This window comes from Trichocoleus sp. AS-A1 (assembly GCF_039962015.1).
GTDB lineage: Bacteria > Cyanobacteriota > Cyanobacteriia > Cyanobacteriales > FACHB-T130 > FACHB-T130.
In genome coordinates, this window is record NZ_JAMPKG010000038.1 from 24,290 (window position 1) to 51,149 (window position 26,860).

Consider the following 26,860-nt stretch of genomic DNA (forward strand, 5'->3'; position numbering starts at 1 on the left):
ATCGCGTCTCTACGTCAGGAAAAATACCTGTTTAAAACTTTAACAAAATTGCTATATTACGGCGCTCATACCTATCCTTGAGCTAATTTACAAGAGATATAACAAACATGACGAACATCATTTTTAGACGAGCATTAGCGGCTGATTATCCTGAAATCCTCGCTTTGCATAGAAAGAATCTCGTGTCTAACTTGTCTGAGCTAGAAAGGCAGAATGGCTTTCTATCAATTGACTTTAAGGATGATTTTCATCTGGCAGCGATTAACGAAAGTTTAGCAATAATGGTTGCTGTGCAAGAGAACCTAGTGGTTGGATATGTTTGTGCAACAACTCAAGAATACTCTCAGGAAATTCCCTTGCTCAAATATATAATGAGCTTGTATCCAGAAATAATGTTTCATGGGCAACCTTTAAGCAATTATCGTTCCTTTTGGTATGGTCCGGTTTGTGTTGCAACTGCTTACCGTGGAAGTGGTATCTTACAAGGTTTATTTCAGGCACTTCTTGCTCAAGTCGCCACACAGTTCAATGCTGGCGTTGCTTTCGTAGTCAATGACAATTTGCGAAGTCTTCGGGCGCATACTCAAAAACTTGGTATGGAGATGCTCAGAGAGTTTGAGTTTAACGGCAAATTCTACTTCATACTTGGATTCGCAGTGCCATCTTCCTAACCAATTTCTTTAAGAGCGCATCTGCTTGATTAAAGCTGTAAGTTGTGTTTCTATGCGATCGCCTCGCACACAGTAGCGGCGCGTGTCCAGTGGTTGACAGGTGGGTTAGCTGAGGGCGATCGCGTCCTATCCATAACTTCCCAACTACCCCAGGTATTTACCCGTGGCAAGCTTTATTCTTTAGATAGAAATTTATTTTCTAGTCAACAACTTTATTTTTTGTTTACACTTGTTTTCGATCTTGATAATTAGATTTCCTAGCTATTGCATCTGCCTAATGGCTGTTTGGTTACAGCTCATTTCCTCCTTAACTAGGATTGAGACTGCATAGCTCAAGGTAAAGAGAATGAAAGAAATCACGCGCCGCCAATTTATGGTTACGGCTACCCTGACAACAGGTTTTGCCCTAGCAGTGCAACCCATTTCTGCCAAAACGATTGCGACTGATGCTAAGGGATTAGTCGCAGGTGCGGTGAAAATTCCGGTTAAAGATGGCGAAATTCCAGCTTACAGGGCGATGCCCGCAAAAAGAGGAACTTTTCCCATCGTCCTAGTGATTCAGGAAATCTTTGGTGTACACGAGCATATTCAGGATGTTTGCCGTCGCTTTGCCAAATTGGGGTACCTAGCGATCGCACCCCAATTGTTTGTGCGTCAGGGCGATGTTTTAAAGTTAAGCAACGTTGATGAAATTCGCCAAGTAGTCGCCAAAGTACCGGATGCCCAAGTGCTTTCCGATCTGGATGCTACGGTAGACTGGGCGGTAAAGTCAGCCGAGGGGAATGCCGATAAATTGGCGATTACCGGCTTTTGCTGGGGCGGACGCATTACCTGGCTGTACTCAGCGCACAATCCCCAAGTCAAGGCAGGCGTGGCTTGGTACGGGCGTCTGGTGGGCAATGCTACCGAACTGACACCCAAACATCCCGTCGATATAGCCTCGGCGGTGAGTGTCCCCATTCTCGGACTCTATGGTGGCAAGGATACGGGGATTACCCTGGATACAGTAGAGCAGATGCGCGATCGCTTGAAGTCCAGCAGCAGCAAATCTGACATCATTGTCTACCCCAATGCACCCCACGCCTTTTTTGCCGATTATCGCCCCTCTTACCGCGAGAAAGAAGCCAAAGATGGTTGGAAACGCCTTCAGGCATGGTTTAAGCAGCATGGTGTGTAGGAGGAGAAATAATTGAGCGCATGGCAACCACAGCATTGATTATCTTTGAGCTGTCAGTTCGGCGCTGAAAGCGATCGCTAAAACCTAATCTTTGTAATATTCAGGAGACATCATCATGATCGACCTTTACTATTGGACGACGCCAAACGGACACAAAATTACTATGTTTCTAGAGGAAGTTGGGCTACCCTACACCCTCGTTCCGATCAACATTGGCACGGGCGATCAGTTTAAACCAGAGTTTCTAAAGATTTCCCCCAACAATCGCATCCCTGCAATCGTGGATCGCGAACCTGCTGAGGGTGGCGAACCGATTTCTGTTTTCGAGTCTGGTGCAATTCTGCTGTATTTAGCAGAAAAAACCGGAAAGTTGATTCCAGCAAATATTTGCGATCGCGCAGAGGTTCTGCAATGGCTATTTTGGCAGATGGGCGGACTCGGACCGATGGCAGGACAAAACCATCATTTCACTCAATACGCCCCTGAAAAAATTCCCTACGCGATTAATCGCTATGTGAATGAAACGGGACGTTTGTATGCAGTGTTGAATAAACGATTAAGCGATCGCGAATTTATTGCCGGTGATTATTCGATCGCCGATATCGCTGCTTATCCCTGGATCGTGCCCTACGAAAAGCAAAGCCAAAAGATCGAAGATTTTCCCAACTTGCAACGCTGGTTTGAAGCAATAAAAGCCCGTCCTGCAACCATTCGGGCTTATGAAAAAGCAGAAGCCTTCAAAGATCAAGTCATCAGTCCAGATCAGGCGCGGGATCTGTTGTTCAATCAGTCCGCCGATACCGTCAAGCGTTAAACTATAACGATTCTCAGAGAACCAGCCGCTTCGCTATTTGGGATCTACCAGTCTTGAGCGGTGGGTCGAATCAGAATCTCGTTGACATTCACTCGCGGCGGCTGAGTAACGGCATAAACGATCGCGGCTGCAACGTCCTCGCTTTGCAGGGGTATTATCGATTTACGCCGTTCTTCGGTGCGCTGTTTGGCGATTGGATCGGTAATGTGGCTGTCGATTTCCGTATCCACCATGCCTGGTTCGATGATGGTGACGCGAATGTTGTGCTTGCATACTTCCTGGCGCAACGATTCCGAGAAGCCATTGACTCCCCATTTTGTCGCATTGTAGCCACCGATTCCTACTCGTGCGGTTCGACCTGCAACGGATGAAATGTTAACGATATGTCCCGATCCTTGTGCCTTCAGGATAGGAAGAACCGCATGAGTTGCATACATCAATCCCAGAACGTTGAGATCGATCATGCGTCGCCAGTCAGAGGTATTTGCTCCCTCAATATTACCTGACAAAGCAATGCCCGCATTGTTGACGAGAATATCGACTCGACCAAATTGTGCGTTTGCTTTTTGCACTAGGTTCTGAACTTGAGTTTCATCCGTGATATCTGCCACGATTGGCAATGCTTTTCCACCCGTCGCTGCAATGCCATCTGCGATCGCATTCAGTCGATCAAAACGCCTTGCTGCGATCGCTACCTGTGCGCCTTCTGCTGCTAGCGCGATCGCAGTCGCCTCACCAATTCCCGCCGATGCACCAGTGACGATTGCCACTTTTCCGTCTAATTTTCCTGCCATACATACTCCTTAATTTCTAAGCTGCGTCTGGCTCCTGCGATGAAAACGTTAGAATATTTGCTAGCACAAGGTTAAGCAGAAACGATTTCGTTTTACCTTTATCGATGCAGATTAATATAACTACCGACGCTACTAGGATTCAGGGCTTCTGAGCGAAGTACGTCACGTCATCCGTTGGCAAGACAAAGTTTAAACTTTTTTATATAAAATGGCTCTTTATTGCTCGAATCGTTGTAGCAACCCGAAGATGGCATTAAGCCGCAACTGATGGGATAAAGAGCGATTCTAAAAGGGCTGATAATGAACGCAGCGATCGCAAGGCCCACTGGGATTAATCGTACATCGAAGCAACTCAGAGCGAGCATTGTATGAGCAGGTGATATCTCCGATTACCCAGCGCCCGTCCAACAGACTGCCCTCTGCCGGAGTATCGAACTTTTGAACGTAAAGAGCAATTTTGTGAAGCTGATAACGACCCGATTTGAGCAGATAGCGATGCCTACGTTCTAAAACCATATATGTTTGACCCTCGACTTCTAAATAGGCTCCAGGCTCAGGATTCCAGTCTAGATATAGATGACTCAGGGTAGAACGGGGATGGCTCAGAATGACTTCTGTAGGCAAAGGATTCAGCTTCATAACAAATTAATATCGACAGACCGCCAGAAAATTTGCATCAAATTCACATCTATATACAGCAGTCCTATTCAAGTCCTAAGAAAAGTCATAAGAATACGTAGTGCGGTCATCTTGCCTGGGATTCAACGCAAGCAGGACGCTCACACTACGCAAAAATCTCACGACTGATTGAGGATTGCTATCGGTTATTGGCTCCGACAAATCGCTTCATCGGAGCCAATGCCCTAGTGTGCAGCCTGACGCTCTTTCGCTTCTTTGATCACCTCTTCTGCGATGTTACTGGGGCAAGGTGCATAGTGTGAGAACGACATTGAGAACTGTCCGCGCCCAGATGTCATGGTACGCAGATCGCCAATGTAGCCAAACATTTCGCTCAAAGGCACATCTGCCTTAATGCGTGCCCCCGTCTGATTTGTCTCCTGAGATTTCATCATCCCTCGGCGGCGGTTAAGATCGCCGATGATATCGCCCATGTAATCATCTGGTGCGAAGACATCAACATTCATGATTGGTTCGAGCAGCTGAGGCGCAGCCTTAGGAACAGACTGCCGATAAGCGGCTTTTGCAGCAATCTCAAACGCCATTGCTGACGAGTCCACCGGGTGGAAACCCCCTTCAAGCAGCGTGAACTTTAAGTCCATGCAGGGGAACCCAGCCAATACACCGCGATCGACGCAGCTTTCAAAGCCTTTTTCCACTGCTGGCCAATACTCTCTCGGCACGGTACCACCTGTCACCTTTGACTCAAATTGGAAGCCGCTGCCTGGTTCACCCGGCTCAATTACATAGCCAATTTTGGCAAATTGACCAGAACCACCAGACTGCTTCTTGTGGACGTAGCTGTCTTCGAGGCGTTTCGTAATCGACTCGCGGTAGGCTACTTGAGGTTTACCCACCTCAACTTCAACCCCGTGGGTGCGCTTCAGAATGTCCACCTTGATGTCGAGATGTAGCTCACCCATCCCCTTGAGAATTGTTTCGCCGCTCTCCTCATCTGTCACCATATGGAAAGACGGGTCTTCTTGCACCATCTTAGTGAGCGCGGCGACCATCTTTTCTTCACCCCCCTTTTGCTTCGGTTTGACCGAAATGGAGATGACGGGTTCTGGAAAGACCATTGGCTCCAGCGTCGCGGGATTCTTGGGATCGCAGATGGTGTGTCCGGTTCGGATGTTCTTCATGCCGACGATCGCTACAATGTCGCCCGCCTGAGCTGAGTCGATCTCTTCGCGAGAATTCGCATGCATCTCAACTAAACGGCTGACCCGCTCAGTCTTACCTGTCGCGGTGTTCAGTACGGTATCGCCTTTGGACAATGTCCCGGAGTACAAGCGCGTGAAGGTTAAAGCACCGAAGCGATCGTCCATGATTTTAAACGCGAGTGCCCGCAATGGTTTGTCTGGATCGACAAGCGCAAAGCTGCCTGTTTCATTCCCTTCCAGATCGATCTCTGGCTGCGGTTTGACCTCCATCGGGTTCGGCAGGTAGTCAACCACGGCATCCAGCACCAACTGTACGCCCTTATTCTTAAACGACGAGCCGCAGTAGGTCGGGAAAAACGCCAAGTCGCGAGTACCCTTGCGGATACAACGCTTAATATCCTCCATCGACGGCTCTTCCCCTTCGAGATACTGTTCCATCACAGCATCATCCTGCTCAACCGCTAGCTCAATCAACTGTTCGCGGTAGGTCTCGACCTGATCGACCATGTCGGTAGGAACATCTTTGATCTTATAGTTCATCGGATCGCCAGAGTTGTCCCACACCCATGCCTTACGGGTCAGCAGATCGACCACGCCGCAAAACTGTTCTTCAATGCCAATTGGCAGCACCATCACCAGTGGCTTGGCTCCAAGCACTTGATCGACTTGCTTGACGACTCGGTAAAAATCAGCGCCGGTGCGATCGAGCTTGTTGATGTAGACGATGCGAGCGACTTTGGAGTCGTTGGCGTAGCGCCAGTTGGTTTCAGATTGCGGTTCGACTCCGCCTGAACCACAGAAAACACCAATACCGCCATCGAGAACCTTCAGGGAACGATAGACCTCAATTGTGAAATCAACGTGTCCTGGGGTATCAATGATGTTCAGTTGGTGATCGTTCCAGAAACAGGTAGTTGCAGCCGACTGGATCGTAATCCCGCGTTCTTGCTCCTGTTCCATGAAGTCCGTCGTCGCCGCGCCTTCGTGTACTTCACCAATTTTGTGGATTTTACCTGTCAGCTTCAGGATTCTTTCAGTTGTGGTGGTCTTGCCAGCATCGACATGAGCGAAGATGCCAATGTTTCGATAACGAGTCAGGTCTTTCATAAATTGGTCTCTAGAGTAAATACAACGAACCGTTGGCGACCACCTGCAAGCATTACAAGCCAGGAAATCAATATTGCCTTTGTAGCCAGTGCAGGCTGGATTTCAATTACGCGGAATACAAAGAAATCCTTTTGCGTTTCTCTGGCGACATTACTAATTGTAAATTGTGGAATGTCAAGGTGACAGTGGTTAGAGAGATTAGACATATTTGCATCAGCGATATCGCCGCCGCAAAAGTGCGATCGCGCCAATTTCACTGTTCTCTACCAAGCCAGAAGTTCGGAGTTCGCTTGCTGGCGGCTCTAGTATTGTGCTTGTGCGGCTCTTGTTGGAGCGGTTAGCAGTTTCGAGAAACCCGAAAGCGATCGCTTTCGCGATTGAAGGCATATTCTCAACGAAAACTGAGTAAGGGGAAAGCTGGCTCTGTACAAAAAGAACGCTGCTTTTACAACCCTACTGGTAAGGTTAGCGTGAATGCAGTCTGTCCAGATAAGGTCGGATCAAGCGTCAGATTACCACGATGCGATCGCGCAATTTCCCGCGCTAAGCTCAGTCCTAATCCAATTCCCTCTACTTTACGGGTCCGGGCTGGATCGCCACGATAGAAACGGTCAAAAATTCGGTTTCGCTCATCCAGAGGAATCTCTTGAGAGCAATTACTGATAGTAATCAACACATCTGTACTCTGACGACGAGCCTGAATCCGAATCCAGCCATTCGGGAGATTATATTTAATGGCATTGCTAATCAAGTTTTGTAAGACTTGAATGAGTAAGTCGCGATCGCCCTTTACGCACAAACTATCAGCAATTTCTGTTTGAATCTCCAAATGGGGTGCTAGCAGTTCGATATCTTCCAGCATCTCAGTTAATAAACCAGACAAATCCACCTCAACTCGATGCAGGTTCATTTGTCCGGCATCCGCTAGAGAAAGCAGCAACAGTTTACGCACAATCCCCGTCAGTCGGCGCACTTCATCCAGCAAATTGCTCAAGCTTTGTTGCACCTCGGAGCCGGGATCGGCTTGTTGCAGAGTGCGTTCCAGTTCCCCTTGCAATATCGCTAGCGGAGTCTTGAGTTCGTGGGCAGCATCTCCACTAAAGCGGGACGCTTGTTTGAAACTGCGTTCCAGGCGTTCCAACATTTTGTTGAAAACCTGAATTAACTCGACAAATTCAACATCCGTTGTCCCGATAGGAACCCGTTGTTCCAAACCGCTAGCGGTGACATTCCCAATACTCGTGGTTAGTCGTCGGATGGAATGCAAGCTGCTTCCAGCAATTGCCCATGCACCCCCGGCTACAAGCAGAAGTACCCCTGGAATTGAAATCAGGAAGATGTTGCGGATAACGACCATCTCAGTTGCGATCGCGTTTAAACTCACTGCGATCGCAATTTGAGCAAAAGGTGTTGTAACGGCACCAATCCGCCATGTTCCGCTTGCGGTGCGCTGAGTAACGAATCGAGGCGTAGGCGGGGGTCGATCCGGCGGCGGTTGCGATCGCTCTGGAAATGGCGGGTTGGCTTCGGAAAAGGGGGCTGTTGGCCGCTCGGAAGGGGGTGATGGAAACGGCAGCAATTGGGGGTGCGATGTCCAAAGGTTTTTGGTATCGAGATCGGCAGTCCATTGCTCGGAACGATACAGCACATTGTTATCTGCACCGATTATTAGTAAGGCGATCGCTGTTTTTGTATCGGTTCTAAACAACTGCCCAAGTGAGTCTTCATAAGACTGCCAGCCACGCGGTCGAGGGCGACTTACCCGCATCAATTGGCTTTCCAATTCTGCATCCAGACGGCTCACCTTTGCCTCATAAATCAGCCACCAGGAAATTAATCCAAACCCAATGAGGGCGCTACCTGCCAGAACAGCAGACAATAGAGCAATCCGGATACGGAAAGAACGCAGCTTCACTCTTGAGACTCTGATTGACGAAATCGATATCCAACGCCGCGAATGCTTTCAACCCAACCCGCGCCACCAATGGAATCAATCTTTTTGCGAATCCGTTGAACGCACACATCGACTACGTTGGTATTGGGATTAAAGTCATAGCCCCAAATGTGTTCTAAGATTTGCGTTCGGGTAAAGACTCGTCCAGGCGATCGCATTAGATATTCCAACAGGTTAAACTCGCGGGTGGTGAGTTCAACGATATGTTGATTGCAAGTGGCTTCTCGCGTGATGCGATCCAGTTTGATGGGGCCGACGCAGACTAGATTTTGGCGATCGCCCGCAGTCCGACGTATCACTGCATGAATCCGGGCAACGAGTTCTTCCACAAAAAATGGTTTCGCGATATAGTCGTCAGCACCCAAATTTAGACCCTCAAGTCGGTCATCCAATTCATTACGAGCAGTCAACAAAATGACTGGTACATTCTGTCCTTTCCGGCGCAGGCTCTTGAGGATAGACAAACCATCTTTTCCCGGCACCATGATGTCAAGCACGAGCGCGTCATACTCGTTGTCCAAGGCGCGAGCATACCCCTCGTCTCCGTTGTCACAGTAATCGACAACAAAACCCTGTTCCTTCAATCCGGCTCGGACGAAGTTGGCAATTTTCGCTTCATCTTCAACGAACAGAATATGCATGGGTTTCTCATGCGTCGGACGGCTTGGGCGTTTATTCAGTGTAACCTGTGGTTATCTGTAAGCCACACGTCCCAATAAGTTTTCCCTGCCAAGTCAGAAATTGGCTCTATCGGCTAGGCAATAATTGAATTGACCAATTTTGGTAATTCTATGAAGCTAAATCAGTTGATCGCTGTGTTGCAATCTGTTAAAGCAAATGCCAACAAAGGCAAAGCCGAAGTATCTCAACTGGGTCAGAAGAGTACATTATTTCAAGGATTGAGCAGAACTTACCAGCCTAGAGAAGAGGATGGATTTGTATATCCTCCTGAATCGCAAAAACTGACGCTGAAGGCTGAGGAGTTGATCGAAAAGTTTGTGCAATCTTGCTCTGAATTTTTAGACCTAGCAGCTACTCAGGACTACGCTAATACTGAGGCTAAAGCATCTGTCACAGTAGATGAACAGACTATTATTGCAGATGTTCCTGTTTCCTATCTATTATTTCTTGAAAAGCAGCTTCAGGATGTGAAGACGTTCATTGCTTCGCTACCCGTGCTTTCGATTGACAAAGACTGGCAGCATGACCCCAATAGAGGATGCTACGTCACCAGTCCCAAAGAAACTGTGAAAACTAAGAAAATTACTGATTTTGTGGTTGCCTATGAAGCAACGGAACATCACCCTGCCCAAATTAAGGAGGTTTCCAAAGATATTGTGGAAGGAACCTGGAGTTTGATTGAGTTCTCAGGGGCACTTCCTCAAGACCGCGTGAATCGAATGCTGCGTAGAGTGGATATGTTACAAAAAGCCGTGATTCAAGCTAGAGAAGAAGCCAATAGCAAGGAAGTGCAGCAGCGGCAAGTTGCTAATGCGATTTTTGGCTATTTATTTGCAGATTAAACTACACTGGATTTGGAGTACAAGTTCATTTTTAGCGAGTAGGGATTTGCAGGTTCGATTCCTGCCCCCCAGTTTATCTGGGGGTAGGCAAATGGTAAAGCCGCCCTAGCGCATTAAGCTCAGAATAAAGCTCAAGCTATTGCTCCAATCTCATTTTAAAAATCGCTCCCTGTATCATTCTCTGTAGAACAAGGCTAGCGAGACGCAGGTTCAAATCCTGCCCTCTCCTTTATGTACGGGGAGGTAGTTTAGTGGAAAAACCTCACAGCATCAGATTGATTCTGCGGAAACTGGAAATCTCTCATATAGGCTCAGCGACTTAAATCTTTCCCGGCATTCAGGATACGAGTGCCGGGATTTTAAATTGGGAACACTTTTGAGGTCATATTAAATTCATTTAGATAGTCATGGTTTCGGAAAGGAGTTGGACGACCTTGCCCCTATGAGGGTTGTAATATGCAAATGGAACTTCAACTTGTTTAGTGGCATAGCTAACAACTGCGTGTACCGGACTGACTAATGCTTCTTGTGCTGAGTTCAAGCTGATCTGCAATCGATAACACTAGCCGTTAGACCTTAAAACAAATGTACAATTATCGCGCTAAATACGGAGAAGACTACAAGTATCATCTCACAGCCATACACTGGTCAAATGGGAATCTGAGAGCTAGCCTCACCGCATTCAACGAACAGGAGATAAAGCCTGTTCAAGTAGAATGGGAGCAGTAAGCAGGGCTAATCACATAGCAGGGACAGGAACAGCAGTTTGTGTATTTGAGGTGCTTGACCAGTGTTTGAGCAGCAATTGGACTAGAGACAATGCTTTAAGATTAATCCGTAGGGTAATGGCGATTATCTGAAGCAATTAAGGCTCAAGGGAAAGCAGTATGAACTTAATAACTCTCGCTGCTCAGAACATTAGCATTCATATCCTTGAAGCCGCTGCACCTGTCACCACTATGGAATGCAAGCTACTGCCAGTAGTGTTTGTGCATGGTATGGCGTGTTCCGCAGACCTCTGGGATGAACAACTTGCTTATGCCGCCCGGACTCGACGTGCGATCGCGATCGATTTGCGGGGACACGGTGCTTCCTCACCGCCTGCGGATGATGACTACTCTCCCGCCTCGTGTGCAGGCGATCTCTTGGCTGTATTAGAAGCCCTTGGACTTGAGCAGATCGCGCTCGTTGGGCACAGCTTCGGCGCTTGCGTCGCACTCGCGGCGGCGGCGGCTAAACCTAACGCGATCGCGCAGTTAGTACTGGTAGATCCACCAATCGATTGCACTCAATGCCCCCCAGAGGTATATGAGGCACAAATCGCTCCGATGCAAGCGGCACTCGCAACCGACGGCTGGCGATCGGTGCTGGAAGACTCTTTCCGCAACGCACTGGCAGGGAGCACCTCGGCAACGCAAGAGCAAATACTCGCCCGCCTTGCCGCCACCCCAAAGGATCGGCTGCTTGGAACGTCCCGCGGTTTGTTCGCCTTTAAAGCAGTAGAAGCTCTCGATGAGTACCTCGCTTCGCCAGGGGCACGCGCTCACGCTATTCTTGCTCCGTCGAATAACTCGCCGTTCAGCCTTCACGTCCTCCGCCCAGCACTAACCACAATCACTCTACCCGCTACAGGACATTGGCTCATGCTTGATGCGCCTGAGCCGTTTGCTACAGCACTCGATACCTGCCTAGCAGTCGTCTAACTAAGAACTCCGTTGTTATCTATGCTTGCTTCATCACCCGTGTTGAGGGCAAACATAGTAAAATTCTGCCAGTTCAACAAGTCCTTCTGCTTCCTGTCGTTCTGCTTGAGACGGCGTATGACCCTTATCCTGACGATCTAACAAAGATTGCAAGTGTGTTAGAACCGCCTGGGGAAATTGAAATCGAGTTAGTTTGATAGGAATCTCAACGATTTCGGGTATAGAGTTGTTGGCTGAATTAGGAACTTTGGGATAGCCTCGTTGTATTCCACTGTCAGCTGATCAGGATGGGGTGACTCGGAGTCAAGTGTTTCCAGGCTTATGGTTGGCAGTGAACGACTTCTTGACTGGGGCTATGGGGCGATTGCTGTGTTGCTCCGAAGGGTTGGCTGCACGAGAACATACTGTATTTGTGCAGCAACTATCAAAGTAACTTCAGTTATGACACGATTCCTATCAACAAACTAAGATGAGCAAGGAGAGGATATGCTTGTTCGAGTTTACTGGCCACAGTGCGAGTATCGTAATTTTCGGTGGGGATCGACACCCGTTGATTCATTTTGGGTGGAAGCGACTTATAAGGAAGCTGAAAAAGCAATTTTCCCTTTTCTAACACCTGAAGCAATTGAAAAATCTAAAACCCACGCAAAACGCGGTCAGGGGATTGCAGCACAGATTAGTAACCCGCCAAAGCCTTACTGTTTTCTAGTCGCTCAAGACCTCAGTTCCATCGCTCCATTTGATGTCCACTATCCCTTTAGTTCAATGTGGAATGGTTATTCTCCATTTGAGGAGTTTTCAGAGTGTCACATAGAGACATTAGAACAACTAAAAAACCTTGTGCCTTGTAAGAAACTGGAAAAGAAAATGAATTATACTCGGCTGGAATACATCAAAAATGTCAATAATGTTAATGAACCCGACAAGTGGGCGTATGAAGACTACCCCCTTGGATCTCATTTCCAATTGAACTTCAAAGAGGGTATGGGTGTAGAGGCTCATGCTTTGAAGCTACCAAAAGGAGCGCTCATTATTCTTTCCCAAAAGCCAGTTGGCTATGAGCGGTGTCTAACGCACATAGTTGAACTGGTCAAGGAAGGAAGTGAAGATCAATCTCAATGGAAACTGGGTGAATGGGGCATTTTCAGATTGGTGAAGATACATTGGGTTGCTGACTTCAGCGATCCTTATCGTATTCCCCTCGATAAAGATGTCATGAGAGCAGATTGGGGGTGGCAAGATACCAAAGCAAAATCGTTAGCCAGTCCAAGTCTAATGTCTCAGTGGAACAACATTGAAAGTTTGAGAACACATTTAAAGGGCGTGTTTAGCTAATAGCTGGACTTGAGTGTTTAGTGATTGTACACGGCGGTCTAACAATCCAAATGCAGCTTTTTGTCATTCGGCGCGCTCGCTCTCATTGGACTTAAAGCCTAATCGGTTCGATTCAGCTATATACAGACTATTCAACAGAATTATATGTGGATTTATCTAGAGGAAAATATAGTTGAAGCGGGTGCTGTTTGATAGCGAATGCGGTACAACTAATAGTTGTGCAGCTTATGTTATGAGTGAGGGTGTTATTTGAAGCTTGTCCGATAGCATCTAATGTGAAATGGGTTTGAATTGGTGGTAAAAATGGAGTCAATATGAATCAGCAGTTGCCTCAGTTCATCCACCGTGTTGTTGAACGTTTACAGTCAATTCAGGGAATTGCAGCGATCGCTCTAGGTGGTTCAAGGGCGCGAGGCAACCATACACAGAAGTCAGATGTGGATCTGGGAATCTATTACAACCCAGAGAATCCGCTTGATGTGACTGCTCTAAATCACCTCGCCTCTGAACTTGACGACAATCATCGCGCAAATCTAATCACCCCAATTGGCGGATGGGGGAAATGGATTAATGGCGGTGGTTGGCTAAAGATAGGAGGTGTATCTGTAGATTTTCTCTATCGTGATGTGGTTCAGGTTAATCGTGTCATTGGTGATTGTCATGCTGGGCAAATTACTATTGATTACCAACCAGGGCATCCACACGGCTTTGTATCCTCTATTTATATGGGTGAAGTTGCAATTTGTCTGCCACTTCACGATCCGTATAACGTTTTAGATGCTTTAAAGGCAAAGACAACCCCTTATCCTATTCAGCTTAAACAAGCCACTATTAATACCTTTGCCTGGGAAATTAGTTTTTCACTGTTCATTGCACAAAAGGCAATTGCACGCGGAGATGTTGCCTATGCAGCAGGTTGCTGTTTCCGTAGCGTAGCTTGTATGAATCAGGTATTATTTGCACTCAATGAAGAATACCTATTGAATGAGAAAGGTGCGGTGGCAGTTGCCAACAGCTTTACCCTCTGTCCACAGAACTATCAACAACGGGTTGAGTCAGCCTTTGCTTTATTAGCGGCTGATGCAAAATCAATGATGGATGCGATCGCAATCCTTGAAGGAATTGAGCATGATTTGAGTCAATGGTATGGCAATCGTCGGTTAGTTATGTAAGGTCTAAGGGGCTAGTATTGAGCATAGTCTCCTGTTGCTTGCCGCGATCGCCTTAGCTCTGGTTCCTGAATCAATCTGACTGACGCAGAGTTCAGGAATGATGAATTTTCAAGTTCTGAGTGTCGCTGGACTGGTCGGTGAAGGCTTTGAACTCGATCGCATCGTGACTGCAAAAGAGGCGCACGTCGTTACTGCGATCGCCCGATAACGCACGCAGCCGATCTTGATTGTGGAGCCTCGCCTCGCGATCCACTACTACCAACACCAATGTCCCAAGCATCGGTTATGTTAATAAAAAAACACTACTAGCTAGATAAATTATGCAATACGTGTTAATTATCCATGAAGTTGAAGACTACGAGTCGTGGAAGAAGGTTTTTGACAATGCATCCGACATAAGAAGGGAAGCTGGAGAGAGGTCGTATCAGGTCTTAAAGTATGAAAGCGATCCCAACAAAGTAGTGCATTTCTCATCGTGGACATCGATAGACGATGCCAAGCGTTTTTTTGAATCTCCTAAACTCATTAGAATCAGAGCGGAAGCCGGAGTAAAGGCTCCTGATTTCATATACTTGGAGCAACTAGAGTCGGGCACTTTGTAGGATCGGGTAGTAAAAATTCCCTACAAGTCTGTCTGCGTGTCTATGACACAAATCCAACTCGCTTCTCCTAAAATTATACTAAGGAAGGACGAGGATTTATGAGTTGATACAGCACGTGATACAGCACGATCGTTCAATGGTAGTAATTGGACATTGCTGACCTCTATTTTTACGCACTGACTACCGTAGCTTATCCTTTTGCTACTGTAGCTAAAATAGCTAAGACTTCTGGTGCTAATGGCTTCAAATTTGCTAAACGATTGGATGGTGCTGTGAAGACGCGATCGCAACTGTACGAGGATGCATGTTTTACATCTATGTCAATCCATCCCTGAACCCAGTACGCTGCAAAAGCGTACTTCTTCATAGTATTAACATTTAATTAAGCGATTACTTAAAATGCCGAAACTACTTGAACGAATCATAGTAAATCCTAGACTGTATGGCGGTCGTCTCTGTATTTATGATTAAGCGGATGAAATCTGGAGAAGTAAGAATATGTCTTTAACAGGCCATGTGTATTCAAGCGGTTTTAAGCTTCAGTATATTGTTGAGGGTGACGGTACTCCTACCATCGTGGTTGGGAGTTCACTGTATTACTCTAGAACGTTTTCTAACAATCTTCGTAGCAGTCTAAAGTTGGTCTTTGTCAATCATCGAGGTTTCTCACCTCCTTATAAGTGTAAAGACACCTCTTTGTTCCAGCTAGACTCACTGGTTGATGATATTGAACTGGTTAGGAAAGAGCTAGGATTTGGCAAAATTATTGTTATTGGTCATTCAGGTCATGGATTTATGGCGCTGGAGTATGCCAAGAAATATCCTGCCAATGTGTCTCATGTGGTAATGATGTGTGTAGGACCAAATTACTCGCATGAAGGGCATCTGGCTGCGGAACGTTATCTGAATGATTCTGTTTGTCCTGAGCGTAAAGCGGCTCTTGCTAAAAACCTGACCAGGTTGCCTGAAGAAATATCTGCTGCACCTGAGAAAGCTTTTATTACTTATTGCCTTCTCATGGGACCCAAAAGTTGGTTTGACTACAACTATGACGCGACAAAACTTTGGGAAGGTATAGAAGTCAATATGGCTATGTTTGATTATGTCTGGGGCGAGGTTTTTCGGGATATAGATATTACTGAGAACTTAGATAAGTTGCAAGCACCTGTATTGCTTGCACTTGGTCGCTACGATTACCTCGTTCCACCACCCTATATGTGGGAAGGAGTAAGAGACAAGTTTAGTAATCTTACTATCCGCATATTTGAGAAGAGCAGCCATGCGCCTCACTTTGAAGAGCCAGACCTATTCGACAAAGAGTTACTCGATTGGCTTTTCAATCGCTAACCCTTTTTTGATAGGAGGCCTAACATTTTCTTATTTTCATATAAACCAATCGCAAGTCAACTAAAACCCTAACCTGCGTTCATAGAGCTAGAGATTCCTGAGACTTCTGACGCAGCTTAAATAAGAAGTCAGTTTTGGACTTGACCTCAAACATCAAATCGGGGACTAACTGAGCATAGTCTCCTGTTGTTCGCCGCGATCGCTCTTAATTCCTGCTTCTTCAATCAATCTGATTGACGCAGACTTCATGAATGATGAATTTTCAAGTTCTGAGGGTCGCTGGACTGGTCGGCGAACGCTTTGAACTCGATCGCATCGTGACTACAGAAGAGGCGCACGTCGTTATTGCGATCGCGCGATAATGCACGTAGCCGATCTTGATTGTGGAGCCTCGCCTCGCGATCCACCTCCATCATCCATTGGTAGAAACGCATTCCCGGCGTGCAACGTGGTTCGGAGGAGTCCATCTCGTGTCGGTAAAAGTAGGCATCGCCTGCATTCAGGAGCCAACTATCTCCTGTCTGGATGGCAATGCCAGCATGACCCCGTGTGTGACCCGCAAGTGGAATGAGGAGAATCTCTGGCGGTAGTCCCTCAAGATCGCGGACAGCCTGGAAGCCGAACCAGGGTTCGCCCCCTGGCGAATAGAACTTCCAGCGTTTTACCTCGTCCCACTGCTCTGGACGATAGCGCCCTTTGGTAATGAAGCCGTGTCGATCCCGCGCTGCGTCAATTTCAGTCTGCATTACGTGTACGGTTGCTTCAGGGAAATCTTCCAGCCCACCAGCATGATCGAAATCGAGGTGGGTAAGCACGATATGGCGCACGTCCCGTGCGGAAAATCCTAGTTGCTCGACCTGAGCGATCGCCGTGTACTTGCGATCGAACTGGATACCATTGAAATGAATAAAGAAGGGACTGAGTCGCGCGTAAGGCGAGTTAACATCGCGCAGGCCGAAGCCAGTATCGATTAGAACGAGTCCCTGGTTTGTCTCGATGAGCAGACAGTGACAGACGAGACGAGCCGTTAGACCGCGACTGAAGCCATCGAAGAGCGCCCCACCGACCGGACACATACAGCCACAATTGAGATGATGAATGTGCATAAATGTTCTGCTTTAAACTACTTTTTGCCTACGGGTATTGATGTCTGCACCTCATTCAACGCTTGCATTTGCTCCGGTCGGTAGAGAATGCCTGCCAAAACACCTTTATATACAACAGATGATCAGGAAGGTACTGCGTGCGTTACTTGTTAGGTGATTCAGACTCAGTCATCTGACGATGCAGTTCAGCCTTGAGGGTATCAGGCAAAACCTTGCTTACATTGCCCTGAATCTTCGTCAGGAGCGAACCAGCGATGATGTGATCCTTGCCTGCCATTAAGGCATCGAAACCCTGTTTGGCGACTTCAGCCGGGTCATCGTTCTGTTTTGTACCCACCGTGGTGTCGTCCATTCCGGCACGATGGAAGAAGTTGGTATCGGTTGGCCCAGGCATGAGTGAGGTAACAGTGACGCCTGTATCCTTTAACTCGTTGCGTAACGCTTCCGAGAAGGAGTGTACAAATGCTTTGGAAGCCGCGTAGACTGCTTCAAATGGCCCTGGCATGATGGCAGCAATTGACGAAGTGAAGAGGATTCGACCCTTGCCGCGCTCGACCATATCTTTCACTACCCGTTTGGCGAGATGCACAGATGAAACGACGTTCAGGTTGATGAGATTCAGCTCGTCCTTCAGATCAGTCTCGCGGGCGAAATCACCGCCGACACCGACCCCTGCATTTATCGCGATCGCCTCTACCGATCTGCCAGTCGCCTTAATTTGGTTGTAGAGTGTCTCAACACCGTCATAAGTAGCAAGATCAGCCTGTACCGTCTCGACCTTGGCACCCAGTCCCTCAAAGGTTTGAGCGGCTTCATCGATACTCGATCCGGTGGCTGTGACAAGGAGATCAAAGCCGTTTTGGGCGAACTGTTTGGCAAGCTCGTAACCGATGCCCTTGGAGGCACCTGTCACGACAGCCAGAGGTCGGTTCGACGAACTATTCATAACCATTTAAACTCCTGTAGGACTTCTCCACGCTAGGAAAGCTGTGGATTGTGCTTCTTTTTCGCGAGACAGTCTGCGCGAATGCGATCGCAACTCTTACTCATCCTAGGAAGACATCTGTGCGATCGCGTCTTTCCAAGGAAGTATGGCTGTTGTGTGTTTGAGGTTACTTTTGCGGAGTTCACGCGATAGCGCTAGCGCGCTCGCAGAGCTTCGCCTGCGGTTCAGATCCCCGACTTTTCTAAAAAGTCGGGGATCTCGCCTTCACTAGCTCAGATTACAAAACTGTAATTTAGACGAAGGGCAAGCTGTAATTTTGGTTGAGCTTAATTGAATTTATAGACACGTTTCGAGATTCAACCGAAGGAGAAAGCTTGTGATGAATACCCGCCGACTGCTGGCAGCGATCGCGATTCCTGTTCTAGTTGGAACGTTTGGATGTGTGACTCTTAATCAGGCAACGGCTCAATCGCCCAACCGACAAGCCCAAAACTCATCCCAGCCCAATCAACAACAGCAGGGACAGGGACGCAGACGAGGACCAGATTTTGCCGCTGCGGCTCAGAAATTGGGCATTTCAGAAGCTAAGTTGAAAGAAGCACTGGGAGTGCCAGCGAATCCTACACCAGGACAGCGCCCGCCTCGTCCCGACTTTAAAGCAGCGGCGGCAAAACTCGGCATTACCGAACAACAATTGGTAAATGCGTTGGGAGTTCCGCCCCGTCCGCCCCGTCCCGATTTTGCAGCCGCAGCGCAGAAGCTGGGTGTGTCAGAAGCCAATTTGAAGGCAGCACTGGGAGTACCTGCAAACCCACCAACTACACCGCCCGAACCGGGACAACGCCCACCCCGACCCGATTTTAAGGCGGCGGCGGCAAAACTCGGCGTGACGGAAGAGCAACTGGTAAATGCGCTGGGAGTTCCGCCCCGTCCACCTCAAGATGGCAATCAACGACAGGAAGATCGTCCTCCTCAGCAATAAGCTTGAATCAATTTAGCGACCCTTTCGTAGATACGACCAAATTTTCAATAAGCCCTGGCGATCAGAAATCGCGGCTAAACAAACCAAGTCCGGCTGCGCCGACTTAAGACAAATCAAAGATTTTGAAACCCGCACAGGCGGGTTTTGTCTGTGTAGACGCGGTTTCAACTGCCCAGTTGAGAATGCTTAAGACAAATCAAAGATTTTGGAACCCACGCACCATCCGGGTTTTGGTAGACGCGGTTTCAACCGCCTAGGTAAATTGCGATAATTCTATTTGGAGCCGATGAAATGAAAAAAGACCATCTGAAAAGAATTCCCCTTATCTCCATGATGAAGCGACGAGAGGTGCTTGGCTTCCTAGGGGGAACAGCGGCAGTATCGCTTGTGGGATGCTGGCGCGGAGAGTCTATCTCAGCAAAACCGATAAGTTCATCAACTCAGACACCGACTCCGATAGCGATCGCGCAGACTCCGACTTGCGTGGTAAAACCCCAACAGACGGAAGGGCCATATTTCGTGGATGAGAAGCTTAACCGCTCTGATATCCGCTCAGATCCCTCTGATGGTTCGGTGAAGCCAGGAGTCCCGTTGCATTTGGTGTTTCGTGTCTCTGGGATTGATGGAAGATCCTGTACGCCTCTAAGGGGTGCAACAGTAGACATTTGGCACTGTGACGCACTGGGCGTTTATTCGGATGTTCGGGACTTCAACGGGGATACGCAAGGGCAGAAGTTCCTGCGTGGCAATCAGGTGACGGATGCAAATGGAACCGTTGAGTTCGTAACGATTTACCCTGGTTGGTATCCAGGCAGAACGGTTCACATTCACTTCAAGATTCGCACCGATTCTGCATCCGGGCGAGGTTCTGAGTTTACTTCGCAGCTTTACTTCGACGATGCCCTCACGGATCGAGTCCACGCGCAGCCTCCCTATGCGGCTAAGGGACAGCGCACCCAGAGGAACGATGGAGACGGCATCTTTCAAGATGGAGGCGATCAACTGATGCTCCAGCTTACCCAAGAGGCACAAGGCTACGTGGGAACCTTCGATATTGGGCTTCAGATGACTTGAACTATCGGATTTTACTTGTGAGCGATCGCATTCTCCATAATTGCAGAGTTGATAGAATGCGATCGCCCAAAACGCCTAACTCACTCACGACGAAACACAAACAGATTGCCTGTTGCACCTCGTCCTACCCTAATTTCTTCGTCTAAATAAGAGGTTGTCCACTCTGCCTCATTCCCGAGGAATTCCAATACTGGGATTTTCAGTTCAGGAAAACTCCAGCTTTCCATGCCAAAAAGCTTTGTTGCTTGCATCGAAAAACTATCAAAAGTCACTTTAGCTTTCTTCTCATCCGCGCCCCAAGTCCAAACGCCGTCAGCCTGTAACCGCCATTCTCCCAACAGGGGTAAGTCAAGAAAAGCGCCGTTACAGGCAGAAATTTTTCTCGTACCGCCTGCAACCAACCTTTGCCACACCCGTTTGATGTTTATTGTTCCCCCAAAATCTGGAATTGATGCAAGTTGACGAGTAACAACCGTTCCTTTTGAGGCGTACACCAATTGCCAGTTACCGAGTAAAGAAGGGAGATAGTCGGTGTGGAGTGGCTGTGGAATGGGATTGATACTTTCTAGCTGTTGCACAATTTCATTGATTGGCTCTCTATCAGATGGAAATAGAGCTTGCTGTAGCCCTAACGCTTCTACTCGTTGCAAGAGTTTAGTTTGTAAGGCAAATCTCGTTGCGTCATCCTCTATCATGTCTTGATGCTCCACTTCCTGGCTTTGAGGAAAGCATACATCAGAGCATTTAAAGGTTGATATGGCTACCGTTTCGGGAAAATGCGAATTGGCAGCATTATCCGAGCATTAAAGGGCTATGATATTCTTCACAACTACATCTTAGAGAGCGACAGGCTAGATTTTAACATCAATCTGAAAACATATATGACTGAGTACACATTTATAGATTTATTTGCAGGAGCAGGAGGTTTTACAGAGGGACTACTGCTCGCTGGTAATGATAGAAGTCGTTTTCAATTAATTGCTGCAAGTGATTTTCATCAAAATGCTTGTCTAACTCATGAAAATAGATTTTCAAAACAGTTGGGCATAAACTATGCTTTCCTGGTAGAGGATATTAGTTCTATATCCTTTGTCGAAAATTTACTAAATGTTGTTATTAAACATAGTGGCAAACCTACTGTTGATGTAGTAATAGGAGGACCGCCTTGTCAAGGATTCTCTGTCTTTGGGAAAAGAGATGAAAAAGATCCTCGCAACAATCTATTTCTCGCATACTTGAGGATTATTCAATCTCTCAAACCTAAATATTTCGTTATGGAGAATGTACGTGGATTAGCGACTATGTATGGAGGAAAAACTGTTCAACGAATTCGTGATGAAGTTTTGAGCCTTAGACCTGTTCGGTATGGTGTAAACGGGCCTATACAAGTCAATGCCGCTGATTTTGGAGTACCCCAGTTACGAGAACGTATTCTTTTTATTGGTCATAGAGAAGATATGCCTCCAATAAAAGATATAAATTCAGACTACTACAAGCCACCTATTACTGTAAAAGAAGCAATAGGAGACTTAGCTTTCTTGAGAACCTGGGAAACGGCTGAAAGTTATAACAATTCTTATTTTCCTAATCATAAATATCAAGAAGATAGTAGACGCGGCAGATTATTTTCAAAATTAGGAATACAGCGCATAGACAATGAGCTAAAAAATCATGAGGCCGCAAGACATACGCCTGAAGTTATTGCAAGATTTGCAATGATTGAACCCGGAAAAGGCTTAGATTCTATTCCAAAAGCTCTTTGGGAGGAACATTTACATACTTCAAAAAAGTGGTGTGTACGGCTGCATCCAGATTTGCCTTCTTTTACTGTTGTTACGTTACCCGATGATTTTGTCCATTATGAGCAACATAGAATTCTTACTGTTCGAGAGATGGCTCGTCTTCAATCATTTGATGATACTTTTGAATTTTTAGGCCCAAGATCTTCTGGTGGTGGAGGGAAAGGTAATAAAAAACGTAATTCTGAACTTCCTCAGTATTCTCAAGTAGGAAACGCTGTTCCCCCACTTCTTGCAAAAGCGATAGGTAATAAATTATTAAAAGCTCTAAAACAAAGCTGCAACCAAAATGAAATAGAAGATAGTTTATCTAAAAAAATCAATTTTAATATAGATTCAAACCCCTGTCTTGCAGATCAATTGTCCTTACCTTTTTAGTTTTTTGTATCTAAAAAATGAAATTCTTCTATCAATATATTGAAGATTTTAGAAGTAGTAATTCTGAGATTACAAAAAATCTAGCTGATATTTTTGAAGAAACTCAGTTAGTTTATGACGTTTTTAAAGGTTCCAACCCGATAGATGGTTTAGAGACATTTATTGGAACATATAATTGGCTAGGGGATCGTGAAAATAAGCAAAAATTTGATATTAACCAAAACTTATCACGAAACTTAACGGCTGTTCTTATGCAAGATTACTTAATTAACTTGGTAATTAAGCTATGTGAATTTTACCCCCAATTAGATGTTTTTACTGAGGTTCGTATTCCTTTTGGTACTTATCCAATTTGGGAAAGGGGAGAAGTCTCCTTTAAAACCCCTTCTGAGCGCTCAGATCTGGCAGTCGGTTATTTAATAGAGGATGGAAAGATAAAAGTTTCTGATGAAGCTTGGCCGAAGCAGCCTTTTTATAAGTTAAAAAGAAATCAAACAGTATTACCACTTGTTACAATTAATTCAAAAATTAGGATTTCCCAATCTGAATTTTTTGACTGGTTAGGTCGAGGTCAATTAATGAATAAAGGGAATCCACACTGCTTGTCTGTTCAAGTAGCTCTTAGAAAAGAAATGGATTTAACAATTGTTGAAGCATCTCAAGCTGGTAAGAAATTTTTTTTACTGGGGGAGGGGGGAGAGGGAAACGTAATGCCAAATCGAGCAGAACTTCAACGTTTTATAGAAGTATTTGCTAAACACCTTGACGAAAGAATGAACGAACCAACTGTTGAATTAGCTAGTGAAGATGACAATAGTGTAACAGCAGAGCAAATAGAAATAGATTTTGAAAATGAATGAGGTGTAAACTTGGGTAGGGAAGTGGATGCCAACCGATTGCCCTCTGGAAATTCAACGCCTTTCCAAAGAAGTTCTTTGACTTGGCAGACATCATTAAAAACGCTACAAAACTCAGTGTTGCTAGAACTCTGTGACCGGGACGCCAACGTGCAAAACTGGCTTGATTTTTAACATCGAACTTGTAGTTAGAAAACTGGGCTGTGAGGACAGCTTTGGCAGTGAGTTATTGAAAATGCTCGCCAAACTGTATTTCGTACTGCACCGCCAGCTAACCACCAGCCGGGGAGATTCAAAAGCGCGATCGCCGGTAACACAACACCAACCGGCGAATCAACTAAAATCTTCTGGAGGCGAGTGGAACTATCCATGTTTTGCTTGTCTAGTTTTGTTCCAATCTTTCCAGTTATTGACTCAGTTGTATTTTAAGTTCGCGCAGCATCCAACTGGTTCCCTCATCAATGGCTTTTTGCACCAGTTGGGGAATCATTTGCGTCATGGGAAGATCGGGAAAAATAGAACTGACGGATGATTCGGCATAGTCACCGTTTTGTAGGATGTAAATCTTGAGTTGGCGATCGCGATAGATCCACACTTCCGGAACGGGCAGCGCTTCGTAGGCGTTCAAGGTAGTCTTTGAAGTGACATCAGACTCAATGGCGAGATCCGGGGGCGGGTAAACCGCTAGATCCATATTGGTGCAACCCCGGACACGACTGGCATTCTGGATGTAAAAGCAAGTATCGGGTTCGACTCCGGCAATTTCTGGTTGCTTCAGAGTAGTTGAGCCAAAATCTTCCCAGTCCCGCCCTTGAGCATCTAAGATAGCTTTGACAATATCAGCAATGATGCGATGGGGGCGTTCGTGCAATGCCAAAGGGGACATGATTTCCAGCGTTCCTTGGTAGTATGCAATGCGGGTGCTGCGCTTTTCTCCCAGTTCCGTAAGAATCTGTTCAAAGTCCTGCCAAGACAAGTTATGAATGCTAATCATGCTACCGGGAGTGAGTTCAATGGCACGAATGGGAATGGTAACGGTCATTGGTGTTCTTCCATCGATTGCTGGGGTAGCTTCTTCAACCGTAACTCCCCATTCACCCATAATTATCATTGATGACTAACTGACAGCGATTGCCAAATAGCGATCGCAAACCTATATTTCGCACCGCACCCCTTGCCAACCACATTGTCAGCCCTTAACAAAAATACCCAACTTTTTAAAAAAGCCGGGTATCTCGCCTTAACTAGGCGGCAATCGCCAGAAATTTAAGCAGTGTGCAGACTTTTTCGAGTGCGTCCTGGTGCGCTGGGCTTTTTGCTGCGGGTAGGTGCGGATGGTGCCTGGGACTTTGCTCGGTTACTGCGCCCTTGATTTGCGCGCTGACCTTTCGCTTGGTCTACCACTTTCCGGACTGGGGCAGTTGGCTCGTAGCCTGGAATCACGTCTTTCACAAGGGTTTGATTGAGCAATCGTTCGATGTCTTTGAGGAATGGGTATTCATCTTCGCTGACGAGGGAAACCGCTCTTCCTTCGTTACCAGCGCGACCTGTGCGACCAATGCGATGCACATAGTCTTCTGGTACGTTAGGGAGTTCAAAGTTGACTACGTGGGGGAGCTGATCGATATCTAGACCCCGTGATGCTACATCGGTGGCAACTAATACTCGCACTTTTCCTTGCTTAAAGTCTTGCAAAGCACGGGTACGGGCTGCCTGACTTTTGTTGCCATGAATTGCAGTGCTTTTCAGCCCATCTTGAGCAAGTTGCTCAGCTAGACGGTTGGCTCCGTGTTTCGTCCGGGTGAAGACTAGCACTTGTTGCCAATTGTGGAACCCGATCATATGAGAAAGCAGTTCTCGCTTGCGATTGCGATCGACCGGATGAACCACCTGCTCTACCTGCTGTGCGGCGGTATTCCGGGGAGCTACTTCGATCTGGGTCGGAGACTTTAGTAGGGTGCTGGCAAGCTGCTGAATCGGTTTAGAGAAGGTGGCAGAAAACATCAGCGTTTGCCTCGATGCAGGTAGCACTGCCAAAATTTTGCGGATGTCGCGGATGAAGCCCATATCTAACATGCGATCGCATTCATCCAGCACCAGTATCTCTATCTTCGAGAGATCGACCGTCTTTTGCCCAACGTGGTCGAGCAAGCGACCGGGCGTAGCGACTACAATATCAACTCCCCGATGCAGCGTTTGAACTTGCGGCTTAATTCCCACGCCGCCATAGATCGCTGCTGCTCGCAGCGACAGGTATTTTCCATAAGTTTTGACGCTATCTTTGACCTGATCTGCCAGTTCGCGCGTAGGGGTGAGGATGAGGGCACGAGGTCTGCGATGCACCTGGTTGGCGTTGGCAGTACCCAGGAGTTGCAGTAAAGGCAGGGTAAAGCCAGCAGTCTTGCCCGTTCCAGTTTGGGCGCTAGCGAAAATGTCTTGCCCTTTCAGGATGGCGGGAATTGCTTGCTGCTGAATGGGGGTTGGCTCAGTATAGCCAGAGTCAGCCACAGCACGAAGCAGGTCCGTTGAAAGACCGAGGTTACGAAATGTCATGGATGCGATCGCTCCTAGTAATGCCCCTATCCCAAATCAAGTGCCTGGGGCCAGTCTAAGAGCAGGAAATTTGTGGTTCAGTTGGATGGCTTAAATGAGCTTTTTTCCAATGCGCCAGCAACAGACCGGAATGTACTGGCAGAAACTCATCCTAACAGACATTCGGACAAAAGATCTGAAGAAGGATGGGGTAAGCTAAGCTCTTCACAATGCTCTCCCGCTTCTTGGGAGTTTGTTCAATTTTGACAATTTTACTCAAGTCGCCGTACAGTGCGGTCAACAGGGTTAAAGCAGAAACTCTTATTCATCCGTGGCTTTCCCCCGCATTGTCTTCATCTGCTACTTCTTAATCTGCTACTTTTGCTATCAAAACGCTTACTTTGAGAACTACGTGTGGGTTTGTTGAGTTTGCATCATTTGGGTACCACGATTGCACTTCATAATGAGTCAGGGCTTGCAATCAGCTCAACACTTCCTCCGTTCAGTTCTTAGCGGCGGTGTTCTTGAGCCTTAATTCAGAACTAGCCCCTCCTTAGTAATGCGCCGGTCGCTCATCAAAAAAAGCCGCTTTTTCTAACGATTGAGTAGCCAGGAAGATCCAATATCAAAGTGGAGGTCAGTCAAGGTCGCCACTTTATTCACCATCTAGCTACGGATACGAGCGATCGCCTCGCCAATTTCTCCAGCTACAGCAATGTGATTATCCTTAATCATTACAGCATCATCTAGTTCCATCCGGTGGTTCATCGCTCCTCCCATCTGCATCGCGTACTTTGACTCGAGCGATCGCCGCGACCGACATCCTCCAACAACCAGCTGCGTAACATCGGGTCTAATACGATCAAGGGAGGTAGAACAGCTCTGGGACTCACCACTTCAGTTTTCCCCTAATCACCACTTCAGTTTTCCCCTAATTTTTCTAAAAGCTTGCCCAACCAACTTAGCCCAAAAGCTGCTCGGCTGGGGATTTTGAGAGTTTTCCAAAAAAGTTTTTCAAAACAGTTGACAGAAGCGGTTCGTGGTTGCTACATTAATAAAGCGGTCGGGAGAGCAAGCGAAAGTGAAGCGACACCGAAGCGCACCGAACCTAGAAAAAATAATAGTTTGAAAGCCAAGTAAACACAA

The 26,860-nt window shown here is 46.9% G+C and carries 24 protein-coding genes, 1 tRNA gene and 4 pseudogenes; 14 read left to right on the forward strand and 15 right to left on the reverse strand.

The genetic code is table 11. The features are described from left to right. Positions 1-107: 107 nt before the first annotated feature. From NC994_RS22700 to NC994_RS22710, 3 genes are all read left to right on the forward strand, one after another. A complete protein-coding gene (locus tag NC994_RS22700) occupies positions 108-671 on the forward strand; it encodes a GNAT family N-acetyltransferase (protein WP_190434665.1) in 564 nt (187 codons plus the stop codon). Positions 672-1,017: 346 nt separating this feature from the next. Further along, a complete protein-coding gene (locus NC994_RS22705; RefSeq protein WP_190434668.1) occupies positions 1,018-1,848 on the forward strand; it encodes a dienelactone hydrolase family protein in 831 nt (276 codons plus the stop codon). Positions 1,849-1,963: 115 nt separating this feature from the next. Next, positions 1,964-2,662 carry a glutathione binding-like protein gene (locus tag NC994_RS22710; RefSeq protein ID WP_190434670.1) on the forward strand — a complete coding sequence of 233 codons (699 nt, stop codon included), beginning with the start codon at positions 1,964-1,966 and terminating at the stop codon, positions 2,660-2,662. Positions 2,663-2,706: 44 nt separating this feature from the next. On the opposite strand, the gene NC994_RS22715 is transcribed toward NC994_RS22710, so the two are convergent. The 6 genes from NC994_RS22715 to NC994_RS22740 form a co-directional block, all read right to left on the reverse strand. Beyond that, on the reverse strand, positions 2,707-3,456 hold the full coding sequence (locus tag NC994_RS22715; RefSeq protein ID WP_190434674.1) for an SDR family oxidoreductase: 750 nt from the start codon (positions 3,454-3,456) through the stop codon (positions 2,707-2,709). Positions 3,457-3,741: 285 nt separating this feature from the next. Next, a complete protein-coding gene (locus NC994_RS22720; protein ID WP_190434677.1) occupies positions 3,742-4,095 on the reverse strand; it encodes a DUF6464 family protein in 354 nt (117 codons plus the stop codon). Between the two features lie 224 nt (positions 4,096-4,319). Further along, positions 4,320-6,404 carry an elongation factor G gene (gene fusA, locus NC994_RS22725; protein ID WP_190412929.1) on the reverse strand — a complete coding sequence of 695 codons (2,085 nt, stop codon included), beginning with the start codon at positions 6,402-6,404 and terminating at the stop codon, positions 4,320-4,322. Between the two features lie 213 nt (positions 6,405-6,617). Then, complete coding sequence (locus NC994_RS22730; protein WP_190434680.1) at positions 6,618-6,791, reverse strand: hypothetical protein; 174 nt, start codon at positions 6,789-6,791, stop codon at positions 6,618-6,620. Positions 6,792-6,849: 58 nt separating this feature from the next. Next, on the reverse strand, positions 6,850-8,319 hold the full coding sequence (locus NC994_RS22735) for an ATP-binding protein (protein ID WP_190434683.1): 1,470 nt from the start codon (positions 8,317-8,319) through the stop codon (positions 6,850-6,852). Continuing rightward, positions 8,316-8,999: a response regulator transcription factor gene (locus NC994_RS22740; protein ID WP_190434685.1), complete on the reverse strand. Its 684-nt coding sequence runs from the start codon at positions 8,997-8,999 to the stop codon at positions 8,316-8,318. The genes NC994_RS22735 and NC994_RS22740 overlap by 4 nt, the downstream gene beginning before the upstream one ends. A 150-nt stretch (positions 9,000-9,149) precedes the next feature. Between NC994_RS22740 and NC994_RS22745 the strand changes: the two genes are divergently transcribed. From NC994_RS22745 to NC994_RS22755, 3 genes are all read left to right on the forward strand, one after another. Next, positions 9,150-9,881, forward strand: a complete 732-nt coding sequence (locus NC994_RS22745; RefSeq protein WP_190434689.1) for a hypothetical protein — start codon at positions 9,150-9,152, stop codon at positions 9,879-9,881. A gap of 80 nt (positions 9,882-9,961) precedes the next feature. After that, positions 9,962-10,110, forward strand: a tRNA-OTHER gene (locus NC994_RS22750). 658 nt (positions 10,111-10,768) lie between these two features. Further along, positions 10,769-11,584 carry an alpha/beta fold hydrolase gene (locus NC994_RS22755; protein ID WP_190434693.1) on the forward strand — a complete coding sequence of 272 codons (816 nt, stop codon included), beginning with the start codon at positions 10,769-10,771 and terminating at the stop codon, positions 11,582-11,584. Positions 11,585-11,603: 19 nt separating this feature from the next. On the opposite strand, the pseudogene NC994_RS22760 reads toward NC994_RS22755, so the two are convergent. Next, positions 11,604-11,806 (reverse strand): annotated as a pseudogene (locus NC994_RS22760) (hypothetical protein). A 264-nt stretch (positions 11,807-12,070) separates the two neighbouring features. On the opposite strand from NC994_RS22760, the gene NC994_RS22765 reads away from it, so the two are divergent. Then, entirely contained in the window at positions 12,071-12,919 is an 849-nt protein-coding gene (locus NC994_RS22765; protein ID WP_348225623.1) for a hypothetical protein, read from the forward strand. 314 nt (positions 12,920-13,233) lie between these two features. Further along, positions 13,234-14,091, forward strand: coding sequence for a nucleotidyltransferase domain-containing protein (locus NC994_RS22770; protein ID WP_190434696.1), 858 nt, complete (start codon positions 13,234-13,236; stop codon positions 14,089-14,091). Positions 14,092-14,182: 91 nt separating this feature from the next. Here the strand turns inward: NC994_RS22770 and NC994_RS22775 are convergent. After that, positions 14,183-14,344 (reverse strand): annotated as a pseudogene (locus NC994_RS22775) (MBL fold metallo-hydrolase); the annotation flags it as partial. A gap of 67 nt (positions 14,345-14,411) precedes the next feature. Between NC994_RS22775 and NC994_RS22780 the strand changes: the two are divergent. Then, positions 14,412-14,693, forward strand: a complete 282-nt coding sequence (locus NC994_RS22780; protein WP_190434699.1) for an antibiotic biosynthesis monooxygenase — start codon at positions 14,412-14,414, stop codon at positions 14,691-14,693. Positions 14,694-15,191: 498 nt separating this feature from the next. Further along, positions 15,192-16,040: an alpha/beta hydrolase gene (locus NC994_RS22785; protein ID WP_190434701.1), complete on the forward strand. Its 849-nt coding sequence runs from the start codon at positions 15,192-15,194 to the stop codon at positions 16,038-16,040. Between the two features lie 245 nt (positions 16,041-16,285). Here NC994_RS22785 and NC994_RS22790 read toward each other — a convergent pair whose 3' ends face one another. Then, positions 16,286-17,146: an MBL fold metallo-hydrolase gene (locus tag NC994_RS22790; RefSeq protein ID WP_190434705.1), complete on the reverse strand. Its 861-nt coding sequence runs from the start codon at positions 17,144-17,146 to the stop codon at positions 16,286-16,288. A gap of 142 nt (positions 17,147-17,288) precedes the next feature. Continuing rightward, positions 17,289-18,092 (reverse strand): SDR family NAD(P)-dependent oxidoreductase, encoded by an 804-nt coding sequence (locus tag NC994_RS22795; protein WP_190434708.1) that lies wholly within the window; start codon positions 18,090-18,092, stop codon positions 17,289-17,291. Between the two features lie 379 nt (positions 18,093-18,471). Between NC994_RS22795 and NC994_RS22800 the strand changes: the two genes are divergently transcribed. Together NC994_RS22800 and NC994_RS22805 are read left to right on the forward strand one after the other, a co-directional pair. Then, positions 18,472-19,074, forward strand: coding sequence for a hypothetical protein (locus tag NC994_RS22800; RefSeq protein WP_190434712.1), 603 nt, complete (start codon positions 18,472-18,474; stop codon positions 19,072-19,074). Between the two features lie 291 nt (positions 19,075-19,365). Then, complete coding sequence (locus NC994_RS22805) at positions 19,366-20,148, forward strand: intradiol ring-cleavage dioxygenase (RefSeq protein WP_190434714.1); 783 nt, start codon at positions 19,366-19,368, stop codon at positions 20,146-20,148. 80 nt (positions 20,149-20,228) lie between these two features. Here NC994_RS22805 and NC994_RS22810 read toward each other — a convergent pair whose 3' ends face one another. Continuing rightward, a complete protein-coding gene (locus tag NC994_RS22810; RefSeq protein WP_190434717.1) occupies positions 20,229-20,843 on the reverse strand; it encodes a PAP/fibrillin family protein in 615 nt (204 codons plus the stop codon). A 186-nt stretch (positions 20,844-21,029) separates the two neighbouring features. Here NC994_RS22810 and NC994_RS22815 point away from each other — a divergent pair, with 186 nt between their 5' ends. Further along, positions 21,030-22,325, forward strand: coding sequence for a DNA cytosine methyltransferase (locus tag NC994_RS22815; RefSeq protein WP_190666179.1), 1,296 nt, complete (start codon positions 21,030-21,032; stop codon positions 22,323-22,325). Between the two features lie 17 nt (positions 22,326-22,342). Next, positions 22,343-23,185, forward strand: a complete 843-nt coding sequence (locus NC994_RS22820) for a hypothetical protein (protein WP_190434721.1) — start codon at positions 22,343-22,345, stop codon at positions 23,183-23,185. Positions 23,186-23,312: 127 nt separating this feature from the next. Here the strand turns inward: NC994_RS22820 and NC994_RS22825 are convergent. From NC994_RS22825 to NC994_RS22840, 4 genes and pseudogenes are all read right to left on the reverse strand, one after another. Next, positions 23,313-23,553: pseudogene (locus NC994_RS22825) on the reverse strand (nucleotidyltransferase family protein); the annotation flags it as partial. 35 nt (positions 23,554-23,588) lie between these two features. Beyond that, positions 23,589-24,224, reverse strand: a complete 636-nt coding sequence (locus tag NC994_RS22830) for a Uma2 family endonuclease (protein ID WP_190434737.1) — start codon at positions 24,222-24,224, stop codon at positions 23,589-23,591. A 224-nt stretch (positions 24,225-24,448) separates the two neighbouring features. Then, positions 24,449-25,735 carry a DEAD/DEAH box helicase gene (locus NC994_RS22835; protein ID WP_190434724.1) on the reverse strand — a complete coding sequence of 429 codons (1,287 nt, stop codon included), beginning with the start codon at positions 25,733-25,735 and terminating at the stop codon, positions 24,449-24,451. A gap of 648 nt (positions 25,736-26,383) precedes the next feature. Continuing rightward, positions 26,384-26,509, reverse strand: a pseudogene (locus NC994_RS22840) (nicotinate-nucleotide diphosphorylase (carboxylating)); the annotation flags it as partial. Positions 26,510-26,860: the final 351 nt, after the last annotated feature.

What these genes read in the sequence shown, in the direction of transcription:
- NC994_RS22700 (WP_190434665.1), top strand. Translation starts at nt 108, where the DNA reads ATGACGAACATCATTTTTAGACGAGCATTAGCGGCTGATTATCCTGAA.
- NC994_RS22705 (WP_190434668.1), top strand. Translation starts at nt 1,018, where the DNA reads ATGAAAGAAATCACGCGCCGCCAATTTATGGTTACGGCTACCCTGACA.
- NC994_RS22710 (WP_190434670.1), top strand. Translation starts at nt 1,964, where the DNA reads ATGATCGACCTTTACTATTGGACGACGCCAAACGGACACAAAATTACT.
- NC994_RS22715 (WP_190434674.1), bottom strand. Translation starts at nt 3,456, where the DNA reads ATGGCAGGAAAATTAGACGGAAAAGTGGCAATCGTCACTGGTGCATCG.
- NC994_RS22720 (WP_190434677.1), bottom strand. Translation starts at nt 4,095, where the DNA reads ATGAAGCTGAATCCTTTGCCTACAGAAGTCATTCTGAGCCATCCCCGT.
- fusA (WP_190412929.1), bottom strand. Translation starts at nt 6,404, where the DNA reads ATGAAAGACCTGACTCGTTATCGAAACATTGGCATCTTCGCTCATGTC.
- NC994_RS22730 (WP_190434680.1), bottom strand. Translation starts at nt 6,791, where the DNA reads ATGCCTTCAATCGCGAAAGCGATCGCTTTCGGGTTTCTCGAAACTGCT.
- NC994_RS22740 (WP_190434685.1), bottom strand. Translation starts at nt 8,999, where the DNA reads ATGCATATTCTGTTCGTTGAAGATGAAGCGAAAATTGCCAACTTCGTC.
- NC994_RS22745 (WP_190434689.1), top strand. Translation starts at nt 9,150, where the DNA reads ATGAAGCTAAATCAGTTGATCGCTGTGTTGCAATCTGTTAAAGCAAAT.
- NC994_RS22755 (WP_190434693.1), top strand. Translation starts at nt 10,769, where the DNA reads ATGAACTTAATAACTCTCGCTGCTCAGAACATTAGCATTCATATCCTT.
- NC994_RS22765 (WP_348225623.1), top strand. Translation starts at nt 12,071, where the DNA reads ATGCTTGTTCGAGTTTACTGGCCACAGTGCGAGTATCGTAATTTTCGG.
- NC994_RS22770 (WP_190434696.1), top strand. Translation starts at nt 13,234, where the DNA reads ATGAATCAGCAGTTGCCTCAGTTCATCCACCGTGTTGTTGAACGTTTA.
- NC994_RS22780 (WP_190434699.1), top strand. Translation starts at nt 14,412, where the DNA reads ATGCAATACGTGTTAATTATCCATGAAGTTGAAGACTACGAGTCGTGG.
- NC994_RS22785 (WP_190434701.1), top strand. Translation starts at nt 15,192, where the DNA reads ATGTCTTTAACAGGCCATGTGTATTCAAGCGGTTTTAAGCTTCAGTAT.
- NC994_RS22790 (WP_190434705.1), bottom strand. Translation starts at nt 17,146, where the DNA reads ATGCACATTCATCATCTCAATTGTGGCTGTATGTGTCCGGTCGGTGGG.
- NC994_RS22795 (WP_190434708.1), bottom strand. Translation starts at nt 18,092, where the DNA reads ATGAATAGTTCGTCGAACCGACCTCTGGCTGTCGTGACAGGTGCCTCC.
- NC994_RS22800 (WP_190434712.1), top strand. Translation starts at nt 18,472, where the DNA reads ATGAATACCCGCCGACTGCTGGCAGCGATCGCGATTCCTGTTCTAGTT.
- NC994_RS22805 (WP_190434714.1), top strand. Translation starts at nt 19,366, where the DNA reads ATGAAAAAAGACCATCTGAAAAGAATTCCCCTTATCTCCATGATGAAG.
- NC994_RS22810 (WP_190434717.1), bottom strand. Translation starts at nt 20,843, where the DNA reads ATGATAGAGGATGACGCAACGAGATTTGCCTTACAAACTAAACTCTTG.
- NC994_RS22815 (WP_190666179.1), top strand. Translation starts at nt 21,030, where the DNA reads ATGACTGAGTACACATTTATAGATTTATTTGCAGGAGCAGGAGGTTTT.
- NC994_RS22820 (WP_190434721.1), top strand. Translation starts at nt 22,343, where the DNA reads ATGAAATTCTTCTATCAATATATTGAAGATTTTAGAAGTAGTAATTCT.
- NC994_RS22830 (WP_190434737.1), bottom strand. Translation starts at nt 24,224, where the DNA reads ATGACCGTTACCATTCCCATTCGTGCCATTGAACTCACTCCCGGTAGC.
- NC994_RS22835 (WP_190434724.1), bottom strand. Translation starts at nt 25,735, where the DNA reads ATGACATTTCGTAACCTCGGTCTTTCAACGGACCTGCTTCGTGCTGTG.